The sequence below is a fragment of the Litoreibacter halocynthiae genome, assembly GCF_004365635.1.
GTDB classification, from domain to species: domain Bacteria; phylum Pseudomonadota; class Alphaproteobacteria; order Rhodobacterales; family Rhodobacteraceae; genus Litoreibacter; species Litoreibacter halocynthiae.
In genome coordinates, this window is the sequence record NZ_SOBH01000001.1 from 1,387,881 (window position 1) to 1,408,481 (window position 20,601).

At 59.2% G+C, this 20,601-nt stretch carries 25 protein-coding genes and 1 tRNA gene; 12 read left to right on the forward strand and 14 right to left on the reverse strand.

Annotated elements, in window-relative coordinates; all coding sequences use genetic code 11:
- Window positions 1-118: 118 nt before the first annotated feature.
- Together BDE40_RS06720 and BDE40_RS06725 are read left to right on the forward strand one after the other, a co-directional pair.
- On the forward strand, window positions 119-1,144 hold the full coding sequence (locus tag BDE40_RS06720; RefSeq protein ID WP_134013641.1) for a nuclear transport factor 2 family protein: 1,026 nt from the start codon (window positions 119-121) through the stop codon (window positions 1,142-1,144).
- Between the two features lies 1 nt (window position 1,145).
- Window positions 1,146-1,778: a glutathione S-transferase family protein gene (locus BDE40_RS06725; RefSeq protein WP_134013642.1), complete on the forward strand. Its 633-nt coding sequence runs from the start codon at window positions 1,146-1,148 to the stop codon at window positions 1,776-1,778.
- A gap of 54 nt (window positions 1,779-1,832) precedes the next feature.
- Here the strand turns inward: BDE40_RS06725 and BDE40_RS06730 are convergent, their stop codons facing one another.
- The 5 genes from BDE40_RS06730 to fabD form a co-directional block, all read right to left on the reverse strand.
- On the reverse strand, window positions 1,833-2,357 hold the full coding sequence (locus BDE40_RS06730; RefSeq protein WP_134013643.1) for a GNAT family N-acetyltransferase: 525 nt from the start codon (window positions 2,355-2,357) through the stop codon (window positions 1,833-1,835).
- Between the two features lie 185 nt (window positions 2,358-2,542).
- The gene (locus BDE40_RS06735; protein WP_021100083.1) at window positions 2,543-2,776 is read right to left on the reverse strand and encodes an acyl carrier protein; all 234 of its coding nucleotides are present in this window, start codon (window positions 2,774-2,776) and stop codon (window positions 2,543-2,545) included.
- Window positions 2,777-2,994: 218 nt separating this feature from the next.
- Window positions 2,995-3,732, reverse strand: a complete 738-nt coding sequence (gene fabG, locus BDE40_RS06740; protein WP_134013644.1) for a 3-oxoacyl-[acyl-carrier-protein] reductase — start codon at window positions 3,730-3,732, stop codon at window positions 2,995-2,997.
- Window positions 3,733-3,757: 25 nt separating this feature from the next.
- Window positions 3,758-4,318 (reverse strand): hypothetical protein, encoded by a 561-nt coding sequence (locus tag BDE40_RS06745; protein ID WP_134013645.1) that lies wholly within the window; start codon window positions 4,316-4,318, stop codon window positions 3,758-3,760.
- Window positions 4,311-5,249, reverse strand: coding sequence for an ACP S-malonyltransferase (fabD, locus tag BDE40_RS06750; protein WP_134013646.1), 939 nt, complete (start codon window positions 5,247-5,249; stop codon window positions 4,311-4,313). Before fabD ends, BDE40_RS06745 begins: the two co-directional genes overlap by 8 nt.
- Window positions 5,250-5,478: 229 nt before the next feature.
- Between fabD and BDE40_RS06755 the strand changes: the two genes are divergently transcribed.
- Both BDE40_RS06755 and BDE40_RS06760 read left to right on the forward strand, forming a co-directional pair.
- Window positions 5,479-5,853: a cupin domain-containing protein gene (locus tag BDE40_RS06755; RefSeq protein WP_134013647.1), complete on the forward strand. Its 375-nt coding sequence runs from the start codon at window positions 5,479-5,481 to the stop codon at window positions 5,851-5,853.
- A gap of 93 nt (window positions 5,854-5,946) precedes the next feature.
- Window positions 5,947-7,140 carry a cytochrome b/b6 domain-containing protein gene (locus BDE40_RS06760; protein WP_134013648.1) on the forward strand — a complete coding sequence of 398 codons (1,194 nt, stop codon included), beginning with the start codon at window positions 5,947-5,949 and terminating at the stop codon, window positions 7,138-7,140.
- Here BDE40_RS06760 and otnK read toward each other — a convergent pair.
- The 3 genes from otnK to BDE40_RS06775 form a co-directional block, all read right to left on the reverse strand.
- Entirely contained in the window at window positions 7,137-8,393 is a 1,257-nt protein-coding gene (gene otnK, locus BDE40_RS06765) for a 3-oxo-tetronate kinase (RefSeq protein ID WP_134013649.1), read from the reverse strand. The genes BDE40_RS06760 and otnK overlap by 4 nt on opposite strands.
- Complete coding sequence (gene ltnD, locus BDE40_RS06770; RefSeq protein WP_134013650.1) at window positions 8,390-9,289, reverse strand: L-threonate dehydrogenase; 900 nt, start codon at window positions 9,287-9,289, stop codon at window positions 8,390-8,392. Before ltnD ends, otnK begins: the two co-directional genes overlap by 4 nt.
- Window positions 9,290-9,454: 165 nt before the next feature.
- Entirely contained in the window at window positions 9,455-10,024 is a 570-nt protein-coding gene (locus BDE40_RS06775) for a YceI family protein (protein WP_134013651.1), read from the reverse strand.
- A 189-nt stretch (window positions 10,025-10,213) separates the two neighbouring features.
- Here BDE40_RS06775 and BDE40_RS06780 point away from each other — a divergent pair, with 189 nt between their 5' ends.
- From BDE40_RS06780 to BDE40_RS06800, 5 genes are all read left to right on the forward strand, one after another.
- Entirely contained in the window at window positions 10,214-10,936 is a 723-nt protein-coding gene (locus tag BDE40_RS06780) for a hypothetical protein (protein ID WP_134013652.1), read from the forward strand.
- Window positions 10,937-11,087: 151 nt separating this feature from the next.
- Complete coding sequence (rpsF, locus tag BDE40_RS06785; RefSeq protein WP_121020945.1) at window positions 11,088-11,438, forward strand: 30S ribosomal protein S6; 351 nt, start codon at window positions 11,088-11,090, stop codon at window positions 11,436-11,438.
- Window positions 11,439-11,469: 31 nt separating this feature from the next.
- Window positions 11,470-11,697, forward strand: a complete 228-nt coding sequence (gene rpsR / locus BDE40_RS06790; protein ID WP_073139131.1) for a 30S ribosomal protein S18 — start codon at window positions 11,470-11,472, stop codon at window positions 11,695-11,697.
- 12 nt (window positions 11,698-11,709) lie between these two features.
- Window positions 11,710-12,336 (forward strand): 50S ribosomal protein L9, encoded by a 627-nt coding sequence (gene rplI, locus BDE40_RS06795; RefSeq protein WP_134013653.1) that lies wholly within the window; start codon window positions 11,710-11,712, stop codon window positions 12,334-12,336.
- 92 nt (window positions 12,337-12,428) lie between these two features.
- The gene (locus BDE40_RS06800; RefSeq protein ID WP_134013654.1) at window positions 12,429-12,956 is read left to right on the forward strand and encodes a hypothetical protein; all 528 of its coding nucleotides are present in this window, start codon (window positions 12,429-12,431) and stop codon (window positions 12,954-12,956) included.
- Between the two features lie 52 nt (window positions 12,957-13,008).
- On the opposite strand, the gene BDE40_RS06805 is transcribed toward BDE40_RS06800, so the two are convergent.
- The 3 genes from BDE40_RS06805 to BDE40_RS06815 form a co-directional block, all read right to left on the reverse strand.
- Complete coding sequence (locus BDE40_RS06805; protein ID WP_134013655.1) at window positions 13,009-13,590, reverse strand: hypothetical protein; 582 nt, start codon at window positions 13,588-13,590, stop codon at window positions 13,009-13,011.
- A 166-nt stretch (window positions 13,591-13,756) separates the two neighbouring features.
- Window positions 13,757-15,094 (reverse strand): trigger factor, encoded by a 1,338-nt coding sequence (tig, locus tag BDE40_RS06810; protein ID WP_134013656.1) that lies wholly within the window; start codon window positions 15,092-15,094, stop codon window positions 13,757-13,759.
- A gap of 21 nt (window positions 15,095-15,115) precedes the next feature.
- A tRNA-Leu gene (locus BDE40_RS06815) sits at window positions 15,116-15,199 on the reverse strand.
- Between the two features lie 252 nt (window positions 15,200-15,451).
- On the opposite strand from BDE40_RS06815, the gene BDE40_RS06820 reads away from it, so the two are divergent.
- Window positions 15,452-15,961, forward strand: a complete 510-nt coding sequence (locus BDE40_RS06820; protein WP_162848039.1) for a Hint domain-containing protein — start codon at window positions 15,452-15,454, stop codon at window positions 15,959-15,961.
- Window positions 15,962-16,036: 75 nt separating this feature from the next.
- Here BDE40_RS06820 and BDE40_RS18520 read toward each other — a convergent pair whose 3' ends face one another.
- Window positions 16,037-16,891 (reverse strand): NAD(P)H-hydrate dehydratase, encoded by an 855-nt coding sequence (locus tag BDE40_RS18520; protein ID WP_134013658.1) that lies wholly within the window; start codon window positions 16,889-16,891, stop codon window positions 16,037-16,039.
- Complete coding sequence (locus tag BDE40_RS18525) at window positions 16,888-17,574, reverse strand: NAD(P)H-hydrate epimerase (protein WP_162848040.1); 687 nt, start codon at window positions 17,572-17,574, stop codon at window positions 16,888-16,890. Before BDE40_RS18525 ends, BDE40_RS18520 begins: the two co-directional genes overlap by 4 nt.
- A gap of 150 nt (window positions 17,575-17,724) precedes the next feature.
- Between BDE40_RS18525 and BDE40_RS06835 the strand changes: the two genes are divergently transcribed.
- Complete coding sequence (locus tag BDE40_RS06835) at window positions 17,725-18,063, forward strand: P-II family nitrogen regulator (protein WP_089944888.1); 339 nt, start codon at window positions 17,725-17,727, stop codon at window positions 18,061-18,063.
- A 37-nt stretch (window positions 18,064-18,100) separates the two neighbouring features.
- Window positions 18,101-19,507: a type I glutamate--ammonia ligase gene (glnA, locus tag BDE40_RS06840; RefSeq protein ID WP_134013660.1), complete on the forward strand. Its 1,407-nt coding sequence runs from the start codon at window positions 18,101-18,103 to the stop codon at window positions 19,505-19,507.
- Window positions 19,508-19,562: 55 nt separating this feature from the next.
- On the opposite strand, the gene BDE40_RS06845 is transcribed toward glnA, so the two are convergent.
- On the reverse strand, window positions 19,563-20,600 hold the full coding sequence (locus BDE40_RS06845) for a FliM/FliN family flagellar motor switch protein (protein ID WP_134013661.1): 1,038 nt from the start codon (window positions 20,598-20,600) through the stop codon (window positions 19,563-19,565).
- Between the last annotated feature and the right edge of the window lies 1 nt (window position 20,601).

The window sequence follows — 20,601 nt, forward strand, 5'->3', positions numbered from 1 at the left end:
ATCGCGTTGGATATTCACCATCCAAAGGCGGCGGATCGCGCAACTTCGGGCCAATTTCCCTTGCGGGGACATGAAATGAACGGCACTCCTAGCGTGAATCCGAACTTTATAGGTCGCCATGACAGATTTCACCGCCGAAAAAGCCATTTCCCGCGCCTACATGGCCGATTTCGACCAAGCCGCCCCGTCCGATCGCCTCGACCGGCTAGAAGCCCATACATCGCCGGACTTCCACTGGCGCGGCGTCCACCCGTTCAACCGGCAACCAAGTGCCGGGGCGGCGATGCAGGCCTTCTGGGCACCGCTCCTCAACGCCTTCTCCAGCCTTCAACGGCGCGAGGACATCTTTTTCGCAGGCCTCAACGAAATCGACGGCTTCACCGCCACATGGACCTGCTCGATGGGGCATTTCATGGGCCTGTTCGACGCGCCATGGCTGGGCATCCCGCCCACCGGAAAGATGGCTTTCCTGCGCTACGCCGAATTCCACCGGATCGAGAACGGCAAGATCGCCGAGACCGCGCTGTTTTGCGATGTCCTGTCGGTGATGGCGCAAGCCGGCGTCGATCCCTTGCCGCCCCAAACAGGCGCGGCCTTCATCGTTCCCGGCCCGATGACCAATGACGGGCTGCTGCTGTCCTCCAGTAGTCCGGACGAGGGCAAGACCACCCTCGCCCTCGTCAACAGAATGGCCAACAGCATTTCCAAGGCCAACGAGGTCTTGCAAGGCAAGTCCAAGACCTACCTGACCCCGCAGCAAGAGATGTCGGAAAACTGGCACGACGATATGATCTGGTACGGCCCCCACGGCATCGGCGCCACCTACACCATCGACCGCTACATCACCCAGCATCAGGCCCCGTTCAGAACCCAGTTGGCGGACCGCATCTTCAATGGCCACGTCGCCCGCTTTGCCGAAGGCAAATATTGCGGCTTCTTTGGTTGGCCCAACCTGACCGTCACCCCGATTGGCGGTTATCTCGGTCTCCCCGCCACGGGTAAACCTGCCGATATGCGGGTGGTCGATATCTACCGCCGTGATGGGGACAAGTTGGCCGAAAACTGGGTGATCATCGACATGCTGCATTTCCTGAAGATGCAGGGCCTCGACGTGCTGGAACGCCTGAACGCAGGCGTGCGCTAATATGCTCAAGGCCTATTCGGTCGACCACTCCCTCTATTGCGCCAAACTGCGCCTTGCCCTGCGCACCAAGGGGCTGGAGTGGCGCGATCTGGCCCCGCCCGCCAACTACCTGTCGCTGGTCCCCTCGGGCAACCTGCCAGCACTTGTGGACGGAGACCTCACCCTCACCGACAGCGAGGCGATCGCCGAATACCTTGAGGAAAAGCACCCCACGCCCGCCATGCTGCCCGAAGGCCTGATCCCGCGTGCCAAATCGCGCGAGCTGTCCCGCTTCCACGATACAAGGCTGGAGCCCGCCCTGCGCCTGCTGTTCTCCAACGTCGCTCCGGCAACGCGCGTTGCATCTGAAATAGAGGCAGCGCACGCAGAGATCACCAAACGCCTCACCGCCCTGAGCACGCTGCTAGACCGCAGCCCGCTCCCCCGCGACCGCCTCTGGTTAAGCGATTGCGGCCTGATCGTCACGTTGGAGTGGCTGGAGCTGATGGAAACCCACACCGTCCTCCCTCCGTTGCACTGGTCAAGCACCGTCCGCACCTACCGCACGCAGATGGCAACCCTGCCTCAAGTCGCGCAGGAACTGGCGTTCTATCGACCACATATGCGGGAATGGATTGAGGGGAAGTTGGGGTAAGGCAACTTGCTCCCAAAGCGGGACCGGTGAACGTCCGCTCCGAGTCCAAAGTAATTATATGGGTTCAGGTAGGTGTTTCCAAACTTCAGCTTCCGGATCGTGATCAGCACGCGTGCCATCGGTCTTCGCTCTGAGACGTTTCGCAACCGCTTGCGAACGATGATTGTCGCAATCAATGTAGCTAACCAGTTGATTGAATCCGTGGGTTTGATACGCCCAGCTACGAACTGCCTGCCCAGCTTCCGTTGCGTATCCTTTGCCCTCTGCTCCTTCAAAAAGATGCCACGCCAATTCAACTTCGGGCCAACTTGAATGCTTAAGTAGCCCGACACGACCTATGGGCAGGCCCTGTCCACGTTCAACCAACGTAAAGAATCCAAACCCGTGCCATTGCCAGTGACCGATCCCTATTAGAAAGCCAAACCAGGCTTCTTCTTTGCTGCCCGTTTCTCCCTGAGCCTGCATCCTCGGTGAACTCGTCAAGAAACGGGTAAACTCAGCTAGATCGCTTTGTAGCGGTCCGCGTAGGGTCAGGCGCTCCGTTTCAAGGACTGGCGCGGACGTCAGAGGTTCAGTCATATCGGACTCCGTTCGGGCTTATCTTAGGAACCATAACTCGCGATGCTAGATAACACATCACCTTCGGTCTCAAATTAGATGGCGGTTTTGTCCGCGCAGCCCATTGCTAAATATCTTTACCCCAAACAAAAAATGGCGCCCCAAGGGACGCCATCTTTAATCTCGTCAAAACTGTAAGCTAAAGCTTAGGAAGCTTCTTTGATGAATTTCGTTGCGTCGCCGAAAGTCTGGATGGTTTCTGCAGCGTCGTCTGGGATCTCGATGCCAAACTCTTCTTCGAACGCCATAACCAGCTCAACGGTGTCGAGGCTGTCTGCGCCCAGATCGTCGATGAACGATGCGTTTTCAACAACTTTGTCTTCTTCTACACCAAGGTGCTCGACAACGATCTTTTTAACGCGGTCTGCGATATCGCTCATGTTGTATTCCTCGTATTTGCTCGGGGTTTGCCCGATTGGTGGCGGGCAAGTTACCCTACCCAGTTGGTATTGGCCATTTGGCCTGTTATCTCGCCGCAAATGCGGCTGCCAAAGGTTTCCCCCCAGCTGATCTGCGCCGCCTATAGCATACCAAATGGGGAACGCAAACGCTTATACAACCCTCATTCAGCCAAAGCGAAATCGCTGCATCGCAGCGCTTAGATCATCGCCATTCCGCCATTCACATGCAGCGTAGTGCCCGTAGTATAGCCCGCTTCAGCGCTGGCAAGATAGAGGGCAGCTGCCGCAATTTCGCCCGCATCGCCCATCCGGCCAGCAGGAATTTGCCCAAGGATTCCGGATTTCTGGTCATCCGTCAGCTTCTCGGTCATTGGCGTCGTGATGAACCCCGGCGCGATGCAATTGACGGTGATCCCCCGCGACGCGACCTCGTAGGCCAGCGATTTGGACATACCCACCATGCCCGCCTTGGATGCCGCATAGTTGCCCTGCCCCGGATTGCCCGTCGCCCCCACAACCGACGAGATATTCACGATCCGCCCCCACCGCGCCTTCATCATGCCGCGCAACACGCCTTTGCACAGCTTGAAGGTCGAGGTCAGGTTGACGTCGATCACCGACTGCCATTCTTCATCCGACATGCGCATGAACAGGTTGTCGCGGGTGATGCCGGCGTTGTTGACCAGAATGTCCACCGCGCCCATGACCTCGACTGCCTGCTTGGGCAGCGCGTCGACGGCGTCGAAATCGCTCAGGTTGCAGGGCAGCACATGCGCGCGCTCGCCCAGCTCTGACGCCAAGGCCTCCAACGGCTCCACCCGCGTGCCGGACAGGGCGACCGTTGCCCCTTGCGCGTGCAAGATTTTGGCAATCTCTCCACCAATCCCACCGGACGCACCCGTTACAAGCGCCGATTTTCCTTCTAGGTTAAACATCTTACTGCCCTTTCTTAAAGTAGTCTCAGCGCGTAACCACGCCGTATCTGATTAATTCGCCTCGGGTCATGACATGCACCTCGTTGAACGACGCGGCCTCCACTGTGAACCAGTAGAACGCGTCAGACCCCAGCATATCCTCGATATAGCCCCGCGTCGGTTCGTGCTGCTTTGATCCCCGCGGATAGTCCCGCGCCGAGCCGAAGCTTGTTTCCCACTCATGCACACCCACGACAGCGCCCGCAGGCACCGTGCGTTGCACCCCTGCCAGAAACAGGTCCACCCCGCCGGAAAACACTTCCGAGCTTGGCAGCATCCGCGTCGCCAGCCCCCGTTCGCGCAGGGTGTAGCCCATTTCGGCCACCACCTCATCGTCCAGCGAGCCGTCAATGCGGCCCAGAACCACCTCACGCAGGCCGGGATTGTCATCTAGCGTTTGCACAAACTGCCGTAGCGCCCGCGTATTGATGACCCCGTCCATGCGCAGGCTTTGCCCGTCGACCTGCATATTCAGGGTCTGGGACATGTTCTCCACCGTCCCGCAGCCCGCCACGAGGGCGAGCGAGAGCAGACGGGCTTTAAGCATTCAGCGCTTCCACAGCGGCTTTCACGTCATCCGCCGTGCCGATGGCGCGGGTCGCGATATCGCGGTTGATGCGGCGGATCATGCCGGACAGGGCCTTGCCCGCGCCGACCTCCCACATCTCGGTCACGCCCTGCGCACCCATATATTCCACGCTTTCGCGCCACCGGACGGAGCCGGTGATCTGCTCGACCAACAGCGTACGGATGGTTGATGAACTGCTAACCGAGGACGCCAATACGTTCGCTACCAAAAGTACGGAAGGGTCCTCGATATCCACATCGTCCAAGGCTTCGGCCATCGCGCGCGCTGCGGGTTCCATCAAGGCACAGTGAAACGGCGCGCTGACAGGCAACAGCACCGCACGCTTGGCACCGCGCGCCTTGGCAAGCTCCACCGCACGCTCCACGGCGCCCTTGTGGCCGGACACCACGACTTGGCTGGGATCATTGTCGTTGGCGGCTTGGCACACTTCATCGCCCGCTGCTTCCTCGGCCACGGCTTGAACCGTCTCGAAGTCCAAGCCCAACAACGCAGCCATCGCGCCAACACCTACCGGCACGGCCTCCTGCATCGCCAAGCCGCGCGTGCGCAGCAAGCGGGCGGTGTTTGCCACGGAAATGGACCCTGCCGCCGCGAGTGCCGAGTATTCCCCAAGCGAATGCCCCGCCACGAAAGAAGCCGCGTCAACGCCAACCCCTTCGGATTTCAACGCCGCCATCACCGCCAAGGACGTCGCCATCAGCGCGGGTTGGGCGTTTTGGGTCAGGGTCAGCGTGTCCTGCTCCCCTTCCCAGATCAGGGTAGACAGCTTTTCGCCCAAGGCGTCGTCTACCTCGTCGAACACGGCTTTGGCCTCTGGATAGGCATCGGCCAGATCGCGCCCCATCCCGATGGTCTGGGCCCCTTGGCCCGGAAATACAAATGCGCGCATATGGCTGCTCCCCTGTTCGTCTGTGGTGTTTTTTAAAGGTCTAGCCGACCGGATGCCCCCTCACAAGCACCGCGCGGTGCTTCGCGCACAAAACCTGTGCGCCGGTTCGCAGTTTCGAGGCCATGTTATAGATGGTCACTCAAAGAAAGCTGCCCTAAGTTTCGGCATCGCTTTGCACCAACTTTAAGCCGGTCAGGCGCGTCCGACAGCCAACAAGGGAGATTGTAAGATGAAACCGCAAAAACCCGCCCAACACGTGAAACATGCCGACTGGAAGTCGGACAAGGACGACTGGAAAGGCGTGGTCGGAGGCGCGCTGATCGATTCCGACGTCACGGTCTTGTTCTACGCCACCGACGAGGTCGGTGTCGGCCCCAAATGGCATGTGCATCCCTATGACGAGATTTTTGTCATCCGCAAAGGCCGCGCCCGTTTCACCATCGGCGACAAGGTGATCGAGGCCTCCGAAGGCGACGTTTTGATGGGCCCTGCTGCGGTCCCGCATAAATACGAGAACCTCGGACCGGGCCGTCTGGAAAGCATCGACATTCACCTGAGCCGCGAATGGATACAGACCGACCTGGTCGATCCCGACGCGACCTGAACAACCACCGGTCGCAGCGATGCACAGTTTCGTGCATTCAGCTTCCCGCCCTTCGCGTCTAGTTTGGCGCTCGACCAGAAACAGGAACATCCCATGCGCGGCAACAGCACGACGACCTACGGGGCCGTCACCAAAAGTTTCCACTGGCTGATCGCCCTGCTGATCATCACCATGATCCCGCTGGGCATCTACGCCAATGGCCTGCCCTATGACACCGGCGAGGCGCTGGCGTTCAAGGCGCAGATGTTCTCGATCCACAAGACGCTCGGCGTGTTCATCTTTTTCACCGCGCTGGCCCGCATCGCGTGGGCCATTTCGCAGTCCAAACCGGCGTTGCTGAACGCCGACAAGCGGCTGGAAGCCATGCTGGCCGAGCTAGTCCACTGGACGCTCTACGCCGCCTTGGTGCTGGTGCCGCTGACGGGGTGGATTCACCACGCCGCGACCACCGGATTCGCGCCGATCTGGTGGCCGTTCGGGCAAGGCCTGCCTTTCGTGCCGAAGGACGACAGTTTCGCGCATATCTTTGCCTCCCTGCACATCGTGTTCGAGCGGGTTTTGGCGATCTCCATCATCCTGCACGTGGCGGGCGCGCTAAAGCACCACTTCATCGACCGCGACATCACCTTGAAACGTATGCTCCCCGGCACCACCGAGCCGGACAGCGTGCCGGAACAACACCGCTCCGCCCTGCCGATCATCGGCGCGGTGGGTGCATACATGCTGGCCTTGGTGGTTGGCGTCAACCTTGGGCTGTTCGCCGCAACCGAGCAGGACAGCGTACCAAGGCTCGCGGCGGTCGAAAGCGGCTGGACCGTGCAGGACGGCACCCTGGCGATCACCGTACGCCAGTTGGGCAGCGATGTGGAAGGCAGCTTCGCCGACTGGACCGCCGCCATCAATTTCACCGAGGAGCCGGACGCGAACGGCGTCTATGGCGATGTGGAGGTGCAGGTCGCAATCGGCTCGCTCAGTCTCGGTTCCGTCACCGCGCAAGCCATGGGGCCGGATTTCTTCGACGCGCAGACCCATGACACTGCCGTGTTCAAGGCGGATATTCTGGAAGATGGCCTCACCTACACCGCGAACGGCACCCTGACCTTGAAAGGCATGGAGGTGCCGGTGAATCTGCCCTTCTCGCTACAAATCGACGGGGATACCGCCGTGATGCAGGGCCAGACGCGGCTGAACCGGACCAGCTTCAACATTGGCGAGACCTATCCCGACGAAAGTTCCGTGGGCTTTGACGTGGCCGTGACGGTCAACCTGACCGCCACCCGCAACTAGAGTTTTGCCAGCGCGTCGGCAAAAAAGCTTTCCGCGCCGAAGTTGCCTGATTTGAGGGTCACGGCAATGTCGTGCCCGTCGCTTGTGGCAAAGCACCACGGCACGCCGGGCGCGATCTCCGCGCCGATGGTCAGTTGCGTCACGCCAAGCGCCTTGGTCACAGCACCAGAGGTCTCGCCCCCCGCCACCACAAAACGCCGCACGCCCAGATCGCGGGCCTTCACGGCGAGCGCGGCCAAGGCTTCCTCGACCACGTTTCCCGCCTTGGCGACGCCCAGCTTGTCCTGCGCGGTCTTGACCGACGCGGGCTCAGCCGTGGCGTAGATGATCTTGGCGCTGTCCAACGGTTGCTTTTCCAGCCAAGCCAGCGCCGCGCCCGCGCCGTTCTGCGCCAGATCCAGCGGGTCCAGACGGAAGCCTTCCGCCTGTTCCAGATACGCCGCGACCTGCGCTCGGGTCATGGCAGAGCAACTGCCCGACAACACGATTGCGCCCTGAGCCAATTGAGGCGCTTGCATCCTTGGCGCGTCGGCTTTGAGCGTTCCGTCTTTCAAATACAACTCCGGCAACGCCATCGCCACGGCGCTGCCGCCGGTCAAAAGCACCATGTCGCGGCAGGCCTCCGAGATGACGCGCAGGTCGCTATCTGACACCGCATCCACGACCACATGCGCCACGCCCTCGGCTCGCAACTCCGCCAAGCGGTCACGCAGGGCATCCGCCCCCTTCTCGACCACCAAGCGGTTCGCCAGCCCAACCGGGCGCGTCACCTGCGGCTCCAGCAGGCGCATCAGGTTGCTGTCGCGCATCGGCGTCAGCGGGTGGTCTTTCATGGGGCTTTCCGCCAAGGGCTGCTCGCCCACAAACAGGTTGCCCATGAAGATCGAGCGTCCATTTTCGGGAAATGCGGGGCAGTAGATCGTCTGCTCCGCGCCCAGCTTATCCATCAATGCCTCCGCCACGGGGCCGATGTTACCGTCCGCCGTGCTGTCAAAGGTTGAGCAATACTTCCAAAAGAAGCGTTCAGCGCCCGCAGCCTTCAGCCAGTCTAGCGCCCGCAGGCATTCGGCCACGGCATCGGGCGCAGGCTCCGTGCGGCACTTGAGGGCGATCACCTCGAAGGCGGCGGTGTCGGTCGGCGGCGCGTCAGGCACGCCCATATGCAGGTTCACCTTCACGCCGGATCGTGCCAGCAACCCCGCCAGATCGGTCGCCCCCGTGAAGTCATCCGCGATGCAGCCGAGAACGGTCATGACATGCCCGGCAGTTTGATGCCGCCCTTTGTGGCCAACAGTTTTGCCACCGCCGCGTCGTCCTCGCGGCCCATGCCCGCGGCGGAGGCCTCCTTGAACAGCGCCAGCGCGGTTTGCGACAAAGGCACCGGATGATCCGCCGCCTCGCCCGTCACGATGCCCAAATCCTTGACGAAGATGTCTACAGCCGAATGCGGTGTGTAGTCGCCCGCCACGATATGCGCGCCGCGATTGCCGAACATCCACGAGTTGCCGGCACATTCCTGAATGACCTCGTGCAACATCCCCAGATCAAGCCCGATCTTCGCCCCCAAAGTCAGCGCCTCGGCGGCGGCGGCGATGTGGACGCCGGCCAAGAGCTGGTTGATCATCTTGACCTGCGAGCCTTTGCCTGCCGCGTCGCCCAAGCGGTAAACCTTGGTCGCAATCGCGTCCAAACAGGCCTGCGCCTTGTCAAACGCTTCCGCACGGCCCGACGCCATGATCGTCATCTCGCCGTTCAACGCCTTGGCCGAGCCGCCGGAGACTGGACCGTCGATAGCCAACATACCAGCCGCTTCCACTCGCGCCGCCAGATCGACCGCTCGCGATGGCTCCATCGTCACACAGGTCACAAAAACGGTGCCATCCTGCGCCGCCGCAACTGCGCCGCCTGACCCGAACAGAACGTCCTCGGCTTGCGTTCCATTCACGACGAAGATGAAAACCACATCCGCCCCTGCGCAGGCCGCGCTCGCTGAGGTAAAGCTAGTGCCACCCTCGGCGGTGAATTTATCCAACACGTTGGCGCGGATATCTACGCCTCGCGTGGCAATGCCAGCGCGCAGCAGCGATACCGCAGCACCCCACCCCATCGAGCCGAGCCCAATGACCGCAGCAGTCATTTGATCTGTCATCAGGCCCTCCCAAGCGCAAATTTCAAGATTTTATTATAATTTCAAAATTTGTGCCGTTTTCCGAGAATACTGTCAATCGCCGTTCGGCCTGCAATGGCCTCAAAACGCAAAAAGCCCCGCCCGGCACTTCACGCCGGACGGGGCTTTAACGGTTGAGTAACCGGATTATTCGGCTTTTTGCGCCTCGATGGAGATCATAACCTGAACCTCATCGCTCACGGCTGGTGCGAACGCACCCAGACCGAAGTCGGAGCGCAGCAGCGTTGTGGTCGCGTCAAAGCCCAACCAAGGCTTGCCCGCCATCGGATGCGTGTCCGACTTGTTCAGCTTGGCGTCCAACACCACTGATTTGGTCACATCATTCATCGACAGATCGCCAGTGATCTTGGCGGTCGCATCGCCGGTCACTTCGATGCCGGTCGAGGTAAAGGTGACCATGTCGCCATCCTCTGCACCAAAGAAGTCAGGTGACATGAAGTGCCCTGTGCGCTTCTCCCAGCCTGTCAGCATGCTTTTCACTGGCATGGAAACGCTCACCGAGGACGCCGCCGGATCGGCGTCGTCAAAGGAAATCTCGCCCTCGAACCCCGAGAACATGCCGTAAGTCGTGGAGAAACCGAGGTGGTTGTAGTTGAACACAACCTGACTGTGACTGGCGTCGAGCGTATAGCTGTCGGCAGCAAAAGAGGCAGTGGAGGCCAGCGCGAAGGCTGTGGCAAGAGCGAAAGTCTTCATGTTTGTTTATCCTTTCAAGGAAATAAAGTCGTCATCCCTTAAAATCGTGGAACGGTAGCGAAAAGCAATCCGGCGGCAATCAACAGTTTGTGTGCGTAAATACGGGGTAGACCTATTCACGGGTGCAAATATCCACCATTCTCGCCGTCAAAATGGTACAGTCGGGCTTTCAGCACGCGGGATGGGCAGATGATTGGCCTCATCAAAGAGTATTTGGACGACTACTTGCGCTTCTGGCAATTGCTGGGCGCGGCGCTGCTACGGCCCATCCACGAGATATCTTACCGCGTGCGCCACGACAGCGGATTTCGCAGCTCCGTTCTGTTTCTAGGCTCTGCGTTACTCACCAATGCGGTGCTGATCACGCTGGTGCTTGGGGACAGCCTGACCGATCTGAGCCGCGTGGTGATCTTGTGCATTCATGCGGCGTTTCTATCTCTGATGGGCTTCGTCAGTTTTGCGTTGGCATGGAGAATTTGCCGCTACGAGGGTGACCTCAAACGCCTGATGCGGCTGGGGTTCTACTTCAACGGGATATACGTCACCATCACAACGTTTGCGGCCTTGCTGTTCTACGGGGCGTTCAAGGTGCTCTCGCCGCAGCTATACGCGATGTATCACAAGGGCCTGACCACTTGCGAAAACGGGATCGGCGCCAAAATCCAGCATCTGAACGATCTGATCGCGCAAGACCCGTTGATTGACATGCTCAACGAGGTTCAAACCACCGTGATCTTTGTTGCCCTGTTGGTCTACTGGATCGCCTCTGTCCGCCTGTATTTCCAGCTGTTCCCGATGGGCATATGGCGCGGCGCACTGGCCTTTTTGCTGGCGCTGGCGTTCTGGCATGTGCTGCTTGTGGTGGACATGTTGTTGTTCCTTGCAATCGCTGGTCGGATTAACGGCTGCTGAAGCGCCCAATTCCCTTGCGCCCTGCCCGATCCCTGCTATACCGCGCGGACCTTCGTGAAACTATTTGAACCGCGATGCCACTCGTGGATGGGTGCGAAGGTCTTGATTGCCCGTCCTATGAAGCACGCCTGAAAAGTAAGAGGAATTACACATGCCAATGTATGAGCACGTGTTTATCTCGCGCCAAGACCTGAGCAACACACAAGCTGAGGGTCTTATCGAGCACTTCTCCGCCGTCCTGTCGGACAATGGCGGCAAGGTTGTCGAGCACGAGTATTGGGGCCTGAAAACCATGGCCTACAAGATCAACAAAAACCGCAAGGGCCACTACGCCTTCGTTCGCTCGGATGCGCCAGCCGCAGCCGTGCAGGAGATGGAACGCCTGATGCGCCTGCATGACGATGTCATGCGTGTTTTGACCATCAAGGTCGACGAGCACGAAGAAGGCCCGTCCGTCCAGATGCAGAAGCGCGACGAGCGTGAACGCCGCCCTCGCAACTGATTTTGTTGACCTGAACTTAAGGAGCTAAACCATGGCTGCTAAACCATTTTTCCGCCGTCGTAAGTCCGATCCGTTCGAGGGTGATAACGCCCCGAAAATCGACTATAAAGACACCCGCACTCTGCAACGCTATGTTTCCGAGCGTGGCAAAATCGTCCCTTCGCGTATCACCGCTGTTGGTGCCAAGAACCAGCGTGCGCTGGCCCGTGCCATCAAACGCGCACGTTTCTTGGCCCTGCTGCCCTACGCAGTGAAGTAAGGAGCAAAGCACATGCAAGTTATCCTTCTGGAACGCGTCGCGAAACTCGGCCAAATGGGCGATATCGTAGACGTAAAAGCGGGTTACGCCCGCAACTTCCTCCTGCCGCAAGGCAAGGCGTTGAACTCCACCAAAGCCAACCAGGCTGTCTTCGACGCGCAAAAAGCGCAGCTTGAAGCCAACAACCTGGAGACCAAGAAAGAAGCCGAAGCAATGGCTGACAAACTTGGTGGCCAACAGTTCATCGTGATTCGTCAGGCATCTGACGCCGGCGCTCTGTACGGCTCCGTCACCACCCGTGACGCCGCAGACAGCGCAACGGCTGAAGGCTTCACAATCGACCGCGGTCAAGTCGTGCTGGAACGCCCGATCAAGTACCTCGGTGTTCACGATGTGACGGTGCGTTTGCACCCCGAAGTCGAAGCCACATTCTCTTTGAACGTGGCCCGCTCGGTCGAGGAAGCAGAACTGCAAGCCTCCGGCAAATCCATTCAGGAACTGGCCGCTGAAGCAGAAGCAGAAGCAGAATTCGAAATCGCCGAACTGTTCGACGATATCGGTGCTGCCGCTTCCGAAGACGACGATCTGGCCGAGGCGATTGAAGCCCCAGCCGCAGAGGAAGGCGAAGACGAGGCGTAAGCCCCTCTTCCAAACTCTCGCAGATTTAAGGCCGTCCTTCGGGGCGGCCTTTTTCGTTGCGCCTGCCCATGCGCGCACCGCACACTGGCCCGATGAAAGCCCTTCTGATTGGCCTGTTCGCGGTCTTGGTCATCGCCCCACCCGCAATTCTTGCGCATCAAGCCGGATGGCGTGTCACCGCTTGGCGTCCTGATGCAAAGCAGGTGCTGGACCGCCACGCCTTCGGCACGCTCGATTATGACGAGATGACATTCGCGCTCACCGCGGTGCCAAGCCCGACCTATCGCGCGACGCTACGGGATCGGCGGAAGATCCTGTTTTCAAAGAGAACCCTTCATCAAGACATCTGCAATCAAGTGCTCACGCGCGAACACCACGCAATCAGCGCCGCACCCTATTCCCGATTTGCGCTAATGGGGCTGTTGGCACGTCGCGCGCCGATCACCATGCATGTCTCGCGCTCCAAGAACACGCTGAACCCTTTCATGCTGCTCTCCATCATGAGCCACCGGACCGAAAACAGCCCCGATCCGTTCGTGGTCGAGTTGGATTCAGTTGAGGAAACCCTGATTCTGCATCCGGATGACCGCTGCGAGAACATCACCCCACAGAACGAATGAGGCCGCCCCAAACAAGGAGCGGCCAGTTAGATTCTAGAAATGACTTCTGAAATTACGCGACGCCGGTGTCCCCACGCAGGCGCGACAACAGTGGCTCCAGATCCATCATGTCGCCGCCGACGATTTTGAAGGCGCGGCCACCATGGGCGCTCAACTTGATGGTGCCGTAGTCAAGGCGGGTGATCGCGCTGCGCAATTCGGTCATCAGGCTGGTTTCAGCCAGATCAATGCGGGTGATCTCCTCGAAGCGAAGCGTTTTGCGGGAGTTCGTGATGCCATACGGGGCCCGAGAAATAATGTGCAGCACGCGGCCCTTCAGGTCGATTTCGACCTCGTCGCGCGATTGGGCGAAGGCACCGTTCACGACCAGAGCCGCCGCCACGATGTAAATCGCAGTCGACAGAATTGCCTTGGTGATTGCAGGATCACCGGGGAAATTTGTGTCAGTTAACGTCCAGACCATTCCGCCTGCCGCCATCATGCCAAAGCAAATCGCCGCCATGAACACGCGGACAACCTGCACCTGCCAGCCTTCAAGCTTGGTCTCGCAAACGCGGTATCCCGCAGATGTGCGTGTCACATCAACCGATTGTTGTTGGTCCGGTGCGTCCAGCGTGAAGTCCATCAGGCTCATTGCAAATTTCCCTAAATTGTCTTTTCCCTGCCCGCACCCTGACGTCCAAATATGACAAAATTTCAGCAATCCTGCGCAAAAGCTGGGACATTGGCCGTACGCTTTCAGGGCAACAAAAAAGGCCGCCCCGAAGGACGGCCTTAAATAAAGTCTTATTGTCAGAGACTTAAGAGGCGTCGTCTTCCAAAGCTTCGACAGCTTTTTCTAGGTCGGCTTTCTTGACCTCTTTCTCTTTCACGTCTGCCAGCTCGAATACATAGTCGACGACCTTGTCTTCAAAGATCGGCGCGCGCATTTGCTGCTGCATCTGCTGGTTTTGCTGGATGAACTCGAAGAACTGGCGTTCCTGACCCGGGTACTGGCGGGCTTGGTTCATGATCGCTTGGGTCATTTCGGCGTCGGTGACTTCGATCTCGTTCTTGCGGCCCATCTCGGCGAGCAGCAGACCAAGGCGCACGCGGCGCTCGGCAAGACCTTTGTGCTCGTCGGTGGTTTCGATCTCTGGGTGATCGTGACCTTGAACGTCAGGGTTTTCCTCATGCCACAACTGGTGGGCGATTTGACCTGCTTCGGCCTCGACCAATGTCGGAGGCAGCTCGAATTTCACCAGCTTGTCCAGCTCGTCCAGCAGCTTGCGCTTCAGGACTGCGCGGGATGCGCCACCGAACTCGGCTTCCAGACGCTCTGCCACTTGGGCTTTCAGCGCGGCCAGATCTTCGGCGCCGAATTGCTTGGCCAGCTCGTCGTTGATCTCGGCGGCTTTCGGTTCCTTGACCGCTTTGATCTTGCACTCGAACACGGCAGCTTTGCCAGCGAGGTGCTCAGCTTGGTATTCCGCAGGGAAATCCACCTTCACTTCAACGTCGTCGCCAACTTTAACGCCGACCAGTTGTGCTTCGAAACCCGGAATGAACGAGTTGGAGCCCAGAACCAGTGGATAGTCTTCCGCAGCGCCACCTTCAAAGGCTTCGCCATCGACCTTGCCAAGGAAGTCGATCGTCACTTGGTCGCCATCTTTCGACTTGGAGCCTTTTTTGCGATCGTCAAAGTTTTGAGCGTTTTCGGCCAGGTTCGACAGAGCTTCGTCGATGTCTTTGTCTTCAGCCTTCACGACCATCTTTTCCAGCTTGATTTTTTTCAGATCAACATCAGGAATTTCCGGCAGTTTTTCGTAGGAGACGGACACGTCGACATCGTCGCCGGGCTTCCAGTCGTCATTGGTCATTTTGATTTCAGGCTGCATCGCAGGGCGGTCGCCGGATTCTTCGAAATGCTTGGACATCGCACCATCGATGCTTTCCTGCATCGCTTCACCCATGACCTTGTCACCGAACTGTTTTTTCAGCAGGGCCATAGGCACTTTGCCTTTGCGGAAACCCTTCATCTCGACTTCGGGCTGAGCCTCGAGAAGCTTTTCGTTTACTTTCTCGTCCATCTCAGCGGCAGTGACTACGATATTGTAGCCGCGCTTGAGGCCTTCGTTCAGGGTCTCGGTGACCTTCATATTAGTCGTCCTTATATATAATGGTGCGGGTGAGAGGACTCGAACCTCCACGCCTTGCGGCGCCAGAACCTAAATCTGGTGCGTCTACCATTCCGCCACACCCGCATAACTTTACTGACTAAGGAGTCGCCTCCGAAGCCCGCTTCGCGCCCATGTAGCAAAGCCCGCCAAGGGATGCGAGACGAAAATCACGCATTCGGTCACCAAAAGGTAAGGCAACCCTTACCTCACAGGCCCTTCGCCTCGGATTCATCGCGACATGGCCTTGGTCTGGTCAGGGTCGTGTCCATTTTCTGCCTTATTTGGATTTCATTAATTAACCATCGAAAGACGCAACCAATCATTCGGAGCGAACACATGTCTGCCAACATGCACAAGACTTTCGGTGGGGGAAACGACACCATCACCAAACTCAGCGGCCTTCTGGGCGGCTCTCAGGTCCTGACAATGCGCGGCTATATGCCAATCTCCAGCCTTGAAGCTGGCGACCGCATCGTCACACGGAACGGAATGCGCACCTTGCAAGAGCTGCGCGTGGAACGCCACATGATGCGCCCGATCCGCGTGGGTCAGGGGACACTTGGTTTCTCCCGTCCAAACGCCGACATGCTGATGGCTCCTGACCAAGAGGTCATGGTCCGCGACTGGCGCGCTGAGATGCTGTTTGGTCGCGACATGGTCATCGTCAACATCAACACATTGGTCGACGGCAAATACATCGCCGAAGAGGCCGAGCTGGACATCCACGAAGTTTATCAACTGGGCTTCGAGGAAGAGGAAATCTTTTACGTTGACGGCGTTGAAGTGATTTCCAATTTCGCTGCAGAAGTAGCTGCCGATCCAGAGAACGTCTTCGTCGCCGCCTAAGGCTACAACAACGACCTCGCTACACCGCATATGGCAGCGGGGCCTCTCTTACGGAGGCCCCACCCCGCCAAAAGACTACACACCCAATTCGCGATAGAGACCCGGGATTTGCTGCGGCAAATCCTCGGCGATGAGCCCCGGCCCCGCGTGACCAGCGGCCATGGCATGCAGCAGCGCTCCGATCTCGGCCGCCTCCACTGGCGTGCAACCCTTGGCCAGCAGGCCCGTGATCAGCCCTGCCAACACATCGCCCGCCCCCGCCGTTGCCAACCAAGCTGCTGCTGGCTCGGACGTGGTGTCCATTACAGCTACAGGACATCCGGGGGCCGCGATGGTGGTCTGCGCGCCTTTATAAAGCACCACAGCCCCCGACAAATCCGCCGCCCTTTGGGTGGCGTCTTTCTTTTCATCCAAGGTGAAGGGCTGGTCGCCTTCGCCCAAGCCCGGAAACAGCCTGCGAAACTCGCCCGCATGGGGGGTGAGCACGCAGGCGTCGTGCAATTGAGTGAACAGATCGCGGTCCTGCGCCATCAAGGTCAATGCGTCCGCATCCAGCACCACCGCGCGCTGCGTGGCGAGTGCGGCGCCTAGCGTGGCACCGTTCGCAGCCTCCAGCCCGAAACCCGGGCCGATGCACAGCGCGTTGATCCTTTGATCTTCGGCGAGGATCAGCGACAGATCCAACGCTTCTGAGACCTCCCGCAGCATGATCCCCGTCAAATGTGCGGCACATTCCGGCAAGGCATCGCGCGGTGCGCCGACCGTCACCACCCCCGCCCCCACGCGCAAAGCCGCCATTGCCGACAACCGCGCCGCTCCTGTGCGGGTTGCGGGGCCGGACAGTATCAAAACGGAACCGTGGCTATACTTGTGCTGGTCCGAGCGCTTTCGCAGGCGATTGATCCGATCCGGCGTCATTTCTAAATTCATAGGCCGATATCCTTCACGACGGTGTAGCGGGCGAGCGCAGCAGAATCGGGAAGGACGCCCGGCCACGACTTCATCTTATGGCAAGGTTTGAAGGCGTGAAACGTCACCGTCAGATCGGCCCGAAGGGCCGACCCACCGTCCGGTGGCACTCCGGTGTCACTGTCCAATCCCGACGGCACGTCGATCGCGACGCGGGCGGGTTTGTCAGCCTGTGACACAGCTTTGAACAGGTCCCGCAGAACCGGCGCGGTGATCGGGCGCGACAGGCCGATGCCGAACAGCGCATCCACCACCAGATCGCAGGTGTCAAAGTCGACATGCAAGGCCTGCTCTATATCCGCCACCTCGCCCATAGCGAACCATCGCTCAAAGTTCGTCGCGGCGTCAGGTGGCAGTGCGGTCGCATCCCCGAAAAGGAATAGCTGGACATCCCACCCCGCCTCTTTCAACAACCGCGCCACGACAAAGCCGTCGCCGCCATTGTTGCCCGGCCCGCATAAAACCACCGCGCGGTGCGTGCCGTCGCGGAATCTGGGCCACTCCTCAAAAATTGCCTCCACGACGCTCCTGCCCGCACGTTCCATCAGCTCCAATCCGGTGACGCGTCCAGACGCAATAGCCTCTTGCTCCACCGTCCGCATTTCGTCGCTGGTTATGACCACAGATTGACCGGTAGTTTTCATTTCGCACACTTTCGCGTCGTTTTGCTCAAAAATTAGGCAGAGCATGTTTCCCACGGGCGGTTCGGCGCCGCTTTTACAGTCTGCCAATTGTCCCTGCCGATTGAAAGTGGTCTGACCCGTTTCAAGACGAGCAAAGGGAGCCCGACCGCGATGAAGAAAATTGAAGCGATCATCAAACCGTTCAAACTGGACGAAGTGAAAGAAGCGCTGCAGGAGCTTGGCATCCAAGGCCTCTCCGTCACCGAAGTCAAAGGTTTCGGCCGCCAGAAAGGCCACACGGAGCTGTATCGCGGCGCGGAATATGTCGTGGACTTCCTGCCGAAAGTGAAAATCGAAGTCGTGCTGGCCGACGACCAGTTAGATGGTGCCATCGAGGCGATCATCGAAGCCGCCAAGACCGACAAGATCGGCGACGGCAAAATCTTCGTCTCCACCGTGGAGCAAGCCATTCGCATCAGAACCGGCGAGTCCGGCGACGACGCGCTTTAACCAACACTTAGCTAACTGATAAAAGAGGAACGGTCAGATGAGCAACAAAGATCTGCTGAAAACCATCAAGGACGAGGACGTCGAATATGTCGACATCCGTTTCACCGACCCGCGCGGCAGGTTGCAGCACGTAACCATCGTGGCTGATCTGGTCGACGAGGATTTCCTCGAGGAAGGCTTCATGTTCGACGGCTCCTCCATCGCCGGTTGGAAGTCCATCGAACAATCCGACATGAAACTGATGCCCGACGCGTCCTCGGCCTATATGGACCCGTTTTACGCTGAAAAAACCATCTGTGTTCATTGCACCGTGGTAGAGCCCGACACGATGGAGCCCTATGACCGCGACCCGCGCGGCACCGCCGAGAAGGCAGAGGCCTATCTGAAAACCACCGGCATCGGCGACCAATCCTTCTGGGGTCCGGAAGCTGAATTCTTCCTGTTCGACGACGTGCGCTTCTCGGTCGAGATGAACAAAGTGTCCTTCGAGGTCGACGCACAAGACGCGGCGTGGAACTCGGACTCCGAGTACGAAATGGGCAACATGGGCCACCGTCCGGGCATCAAGGGCGGCTACTTCCCTGTGAACCCCACCGACGCGGTGCAAGACCTGCGGTCTGAAATGCTGTCCACCATGAAGCGCATGGGCATGAAGGTCGACAAGCACCACCACGAAGTTGCCAGCTGTCAACACGAGCTGGGCCTGATCTTCGGCTCGCTGACACATCAAGCGGACGAGCTGCAAAAATACAAATATGTGATCCACAATGTGGCGCATGCCTACGGCAAATCGGCGACCTTCATGCCGAAACCGATTGCAGGCGACAACGGCACCGGTATGCACGTGAACATGTCGATCTGGAAAGACGGCAAGCCGATCTTTGCGGGCGACCAATATGCCGACCTGTCCAAAGAGGCGCTGTATTTCATCGGTGGCATCCTGAAACACGCCAAGGCGCTGAACGCGATCACCAACCCTGCGACCAACAGCTACAAACGCCTGATCCCGGGATTCGAAGCTCCGGTTCTGCGCGCATACTCCGCCCGTAACCGGTCCGGCTGTGTGCGTATCCCGTGGTCCGAATCCCCCAAGGCCAAGCGCGTCGAGGCCCGCTTCCCCGATCCGGCAGCGAACCCATATCTGTGCTTTGCGGCATTGCTGATGGCTGGCCTCGACGGCATCAAGAACAAAATTGATCCCGGCCCCGCATCCGACAAGGACCTTTACGATCTGCCCCCCGAAGAGCTGGCGGGCATCCCGACTGTGTGCGGCAGCCTGCGCGAAGCGCTGCAAGCTTTGGAAGAAGATCACGAGTTCCTGCTGGCCGGTGACGTCTTCACCAAGTCGCAGATCGAGGGCTATATGGAGCTGAAGTGGGAAGAGGTTTATGCCTATGAGCACACGCCACACCCGATCGAGTACAAGCTTTACTACAGCTGCTAAGTCCAGCGCCAAGAGTTCGGAAAAGGCACCCCCTGCGGGTGCCTTTTTCAGTTGATCAGGAGGACGCGGCCAGTTCCGGCACCGCATCCTCTGCATTCGGGGCGCCCGTTGGAGCCCCTTGCTCGTGCACCATGCTTTCCGCAGTGATCTCCAACTCTGGCGGCCACGCGCCGTCAGCCGTAATCTGCGTCGGTTTTGTCTGTGCCTCCAAGGGCTGCGCGCGCATGTGCGGCGATCCATCCAGACGGATGGCGCGGCGACCGTTCAACTGCCCCAAACGCCCTTTCCCGAGCAGCGTCTTGCGGCGATCCCGCAGCTGGGTCCGCGCAAGGATCCCGTCCGGTAGGGCAATGACCGCGCCCTCCTCCAAATCCAGCAGCGCTCTGACCTGCAATGGAACCGCTGGCAGAAATGCCGACAAATGCAGCGGGCTGTCCTGCAAGACCGCGACCATGTCCGGATTTACCTGTTTCCGCTTCGGCATCGCGTCGACAGTGGCGGCCGGAAACATCAAAAGCGCCCGCCCCGTTTTCAGGCCTGGGCCAAGATCAACATCCATCTGCAACACGTCATAGGCCTTGGCAGACATCACCAAACTAAGCGCCGCACGGTCTGTTTGGGTTGCGCGGCAGGCAAAGCCCGCGAGAGCGGAGGCATCGCGGCGGTCCTCCACCAGTTCCGCCAGCTTGCTAGTCACCGAATTTGCAAACCCCGTACTCAGCGCCGCATCAATGGCCGTCACCGGCCGGTCCACCCGCGGCGCAGATGAAATCCGGCCCAAGGTCTGCTGTTCGATCAAGGCATCCACCAGCACGCCATCGAAGACCAGCAACCCCGTCACACCATCCGGCCCCTCAAGAATATGGGGTACCGCAATGTCGGGAAGCCGCGACAGCGCGCTGGCCTGCGGAAGGCTTTGTGCCTGTGCATTGCGGATCAGAAGGTCGATACCATGACCCGTCTTCGCAGGGCCGCGAAACAACGTGTCGGCGATATCTTCCAGCAAAACATGGCTCGCGCCACGTTTGGGCTTACTGGGGCGCACCATAAGTGCCAATGCGGTGTTGGATCCGGTCAAAGTGCCTGCCTGCATG

What these genes read in the sequence shown, in the direction of transcription:
- BDE40_RS06720 (WP_134013641.1), top strand. Translation starts at nt 119, where the DNA reads ATGACAGATTTCACCGCCGAAAAAGCCATTTCCCGCGCCTACATGGCC.
- BDE40_RS06725 (WP_134013642.1), top strand. Translation starts at nt 1,146, where the DNA reads ATGCTCAAGGCCTATTCGGTCGACCACTCCCTCTATTGCGCCAAACTG.
- BDE40_RS06730 (WP_134013643.1), bottom strand. Translation starts at nt 2,357, where the DNA reads ATGACTGAACCTCTGACGTCCGCGCCAGTCCTTGAAACGGAGCGCCTG.
- BDE40_RS06735 (WP_021100083.1), bottom strand. Translation starts at nt 2,776, where the DNA reads ATGAGCGATATCGCAGACCGCGTTAAAAAGATCGTTGTCGAGCACCTT.
- fabG (WP_134013644.1), bottom strand. Translation starts at nt 3,732, where the DNA reads ATGTTTAACCTAGAAGGAAAATCGGCGCTTGTAACGGGTGCGTCCGGT.
- BDE40_RS06745 (WP_134013645.1), bottom strand. Translation starts at nt 4,318, where the DNA reads ATGCTTAAAGCCCGTCTGCTCTCGCTCGCCCTCGTGGCGGGCTGCGGG.
- fabD (WP_134013646.1), bottom strand. Translation starts at nt 5,249, where the DNA reads ATGCGCGCATTTGTATTTCCGGGCCAAGGGGCCCAGACCATCGGGATG.
- BDE40_RS06755 (WP_134013647.1), top strand. Translation starts at nt 5,479, where the DNA reads ATGAAACCGCAAAAACCCGCCCAACACGTGAAACATGCCGACTGGAAG.
- BDE40_RS06760 (WP_134013648.1), top strand. Translation starts at nt 5,947, where the DNA reads ATGCGCGGCAACAGCACGACGACCTACGGGGCCGTCACCAAAAGTTTC.
- otnK (WP_134013649.1), bottom strand. Translation starts at nt 8,393, where the DNA reads ATGACCGTTCTCGGCTGCATCGCGGATGACTTCACGGGGGCGACCGAT.
- ltnD (WP_134013650.1), bottom strand. Translation starts at nt 9,289, where the DNA reads ATGACAGATCAAATGACTGCTGCGGTCATTGGGCTCGGCTCGATGGGG.
- BDE40_RS06775 (WP_134013651.1), bottom strand. Translation starts at nt 10,024, where the DNA reads ATGAAGACTTTCGCTCTTGCCACAGCCTTCGCGCTGGCCTCCACTGCC.
- BDE40_RS06780 (WP_134013652.1), top strand. Translation starts at nt 10,214, where the DNA reads ATGATTGGCCTCATCAAAGAGTATTTGGACGACTACTTGCGCTTCTGG.
- rpsF (WP_121020945.1), top strand. Translation starts at nt 11,088, where the DNA reads ATGCCAATGTATGAGCACGTGTTTATCTCGCGCCAAGACCTGAGCAAC.
- rpsR (WP_073139131.1), top strand. Translation starts at nt 11,470, where the DNA reads ATGGCTGCTAAACCATTTTTCCGCCGTCGTAAGTCCGATCCGTTCGAG.
- rplI (WP_134013653.1), top strand. Translation starts at nt 11,710, where the DNA reads ATGCAAGTTATCCTTCTGGAACGCGTCGCGAAACTCGGCCAAATGGGC.
- BDE40_RS06800 (WP_134013654.1), top strand. Translation starts at nt 12,429, where the DNA reads ATGAAAGCCCTTCTGATTGGCCTGTTCGCGGTCTTGGTCATCGCCCCA.
- BDE40_RS06805 (WP_134013655.1), bottom strand. Translation starts at nt 13,590, where the DNA reads ATGAGCCTGATGGACTTCACGCTGGACGCACCGGACCAACAACAATCG.
- tig (WP_134013656.1), bottom strand. Translation starts at nt 15,094, where the DNA reads ATGAAGGTCACCGAGACCCTGAACGAAGGCCTCAAGCGCGGCTACAAT.
- BDE40_RS06820 (WP_162848039.1), top strand. Translation starts at nt 15,452, where the DNA reads ATGTCTGCCAACATGCACAAGACTTTCGGTGGGGGAAACGACACCATC.
- BDE40_RS18520 (WP_134013658.1), bottom strand. Translation starts at nt 16,891, where the DNA reads ATGAATTTAGAAATGACGCCGGATCGGATCAATCGCCTGCGAAAGCGC.
- BDE40_RS18525 (WP_162848040.1), bottom strand. Translation starts at nt 17,574, where the DNA reads ATGAAAACTACCGGTCAATCTGTGGTCATAACCAGCGACGAAATGCGG.
- BDE40_RS06835 (WP_089944888.1), top strand. Translation starts at nt 17,725, where the DNA reads ATGAAGAAAATTGAAGCGATCATCAAACCGTTCAAACTGGACGAAGTG.
- glnA (WP_134013660.1), top strand. Translation starts at nt 18,101, where the DNA reads ATGAGCAACAAAGATCTGCTGAAAACCATCAAGGACGAGGACGTCGAA.
- BDE40_RS06845 (WP_134013661.1), bottom strand. Translation starts at nt 20,600, where the DNA reads ATGCAGGCAGGCACTTTGACCGGATCCAACACCGCATTGGCACTTATG.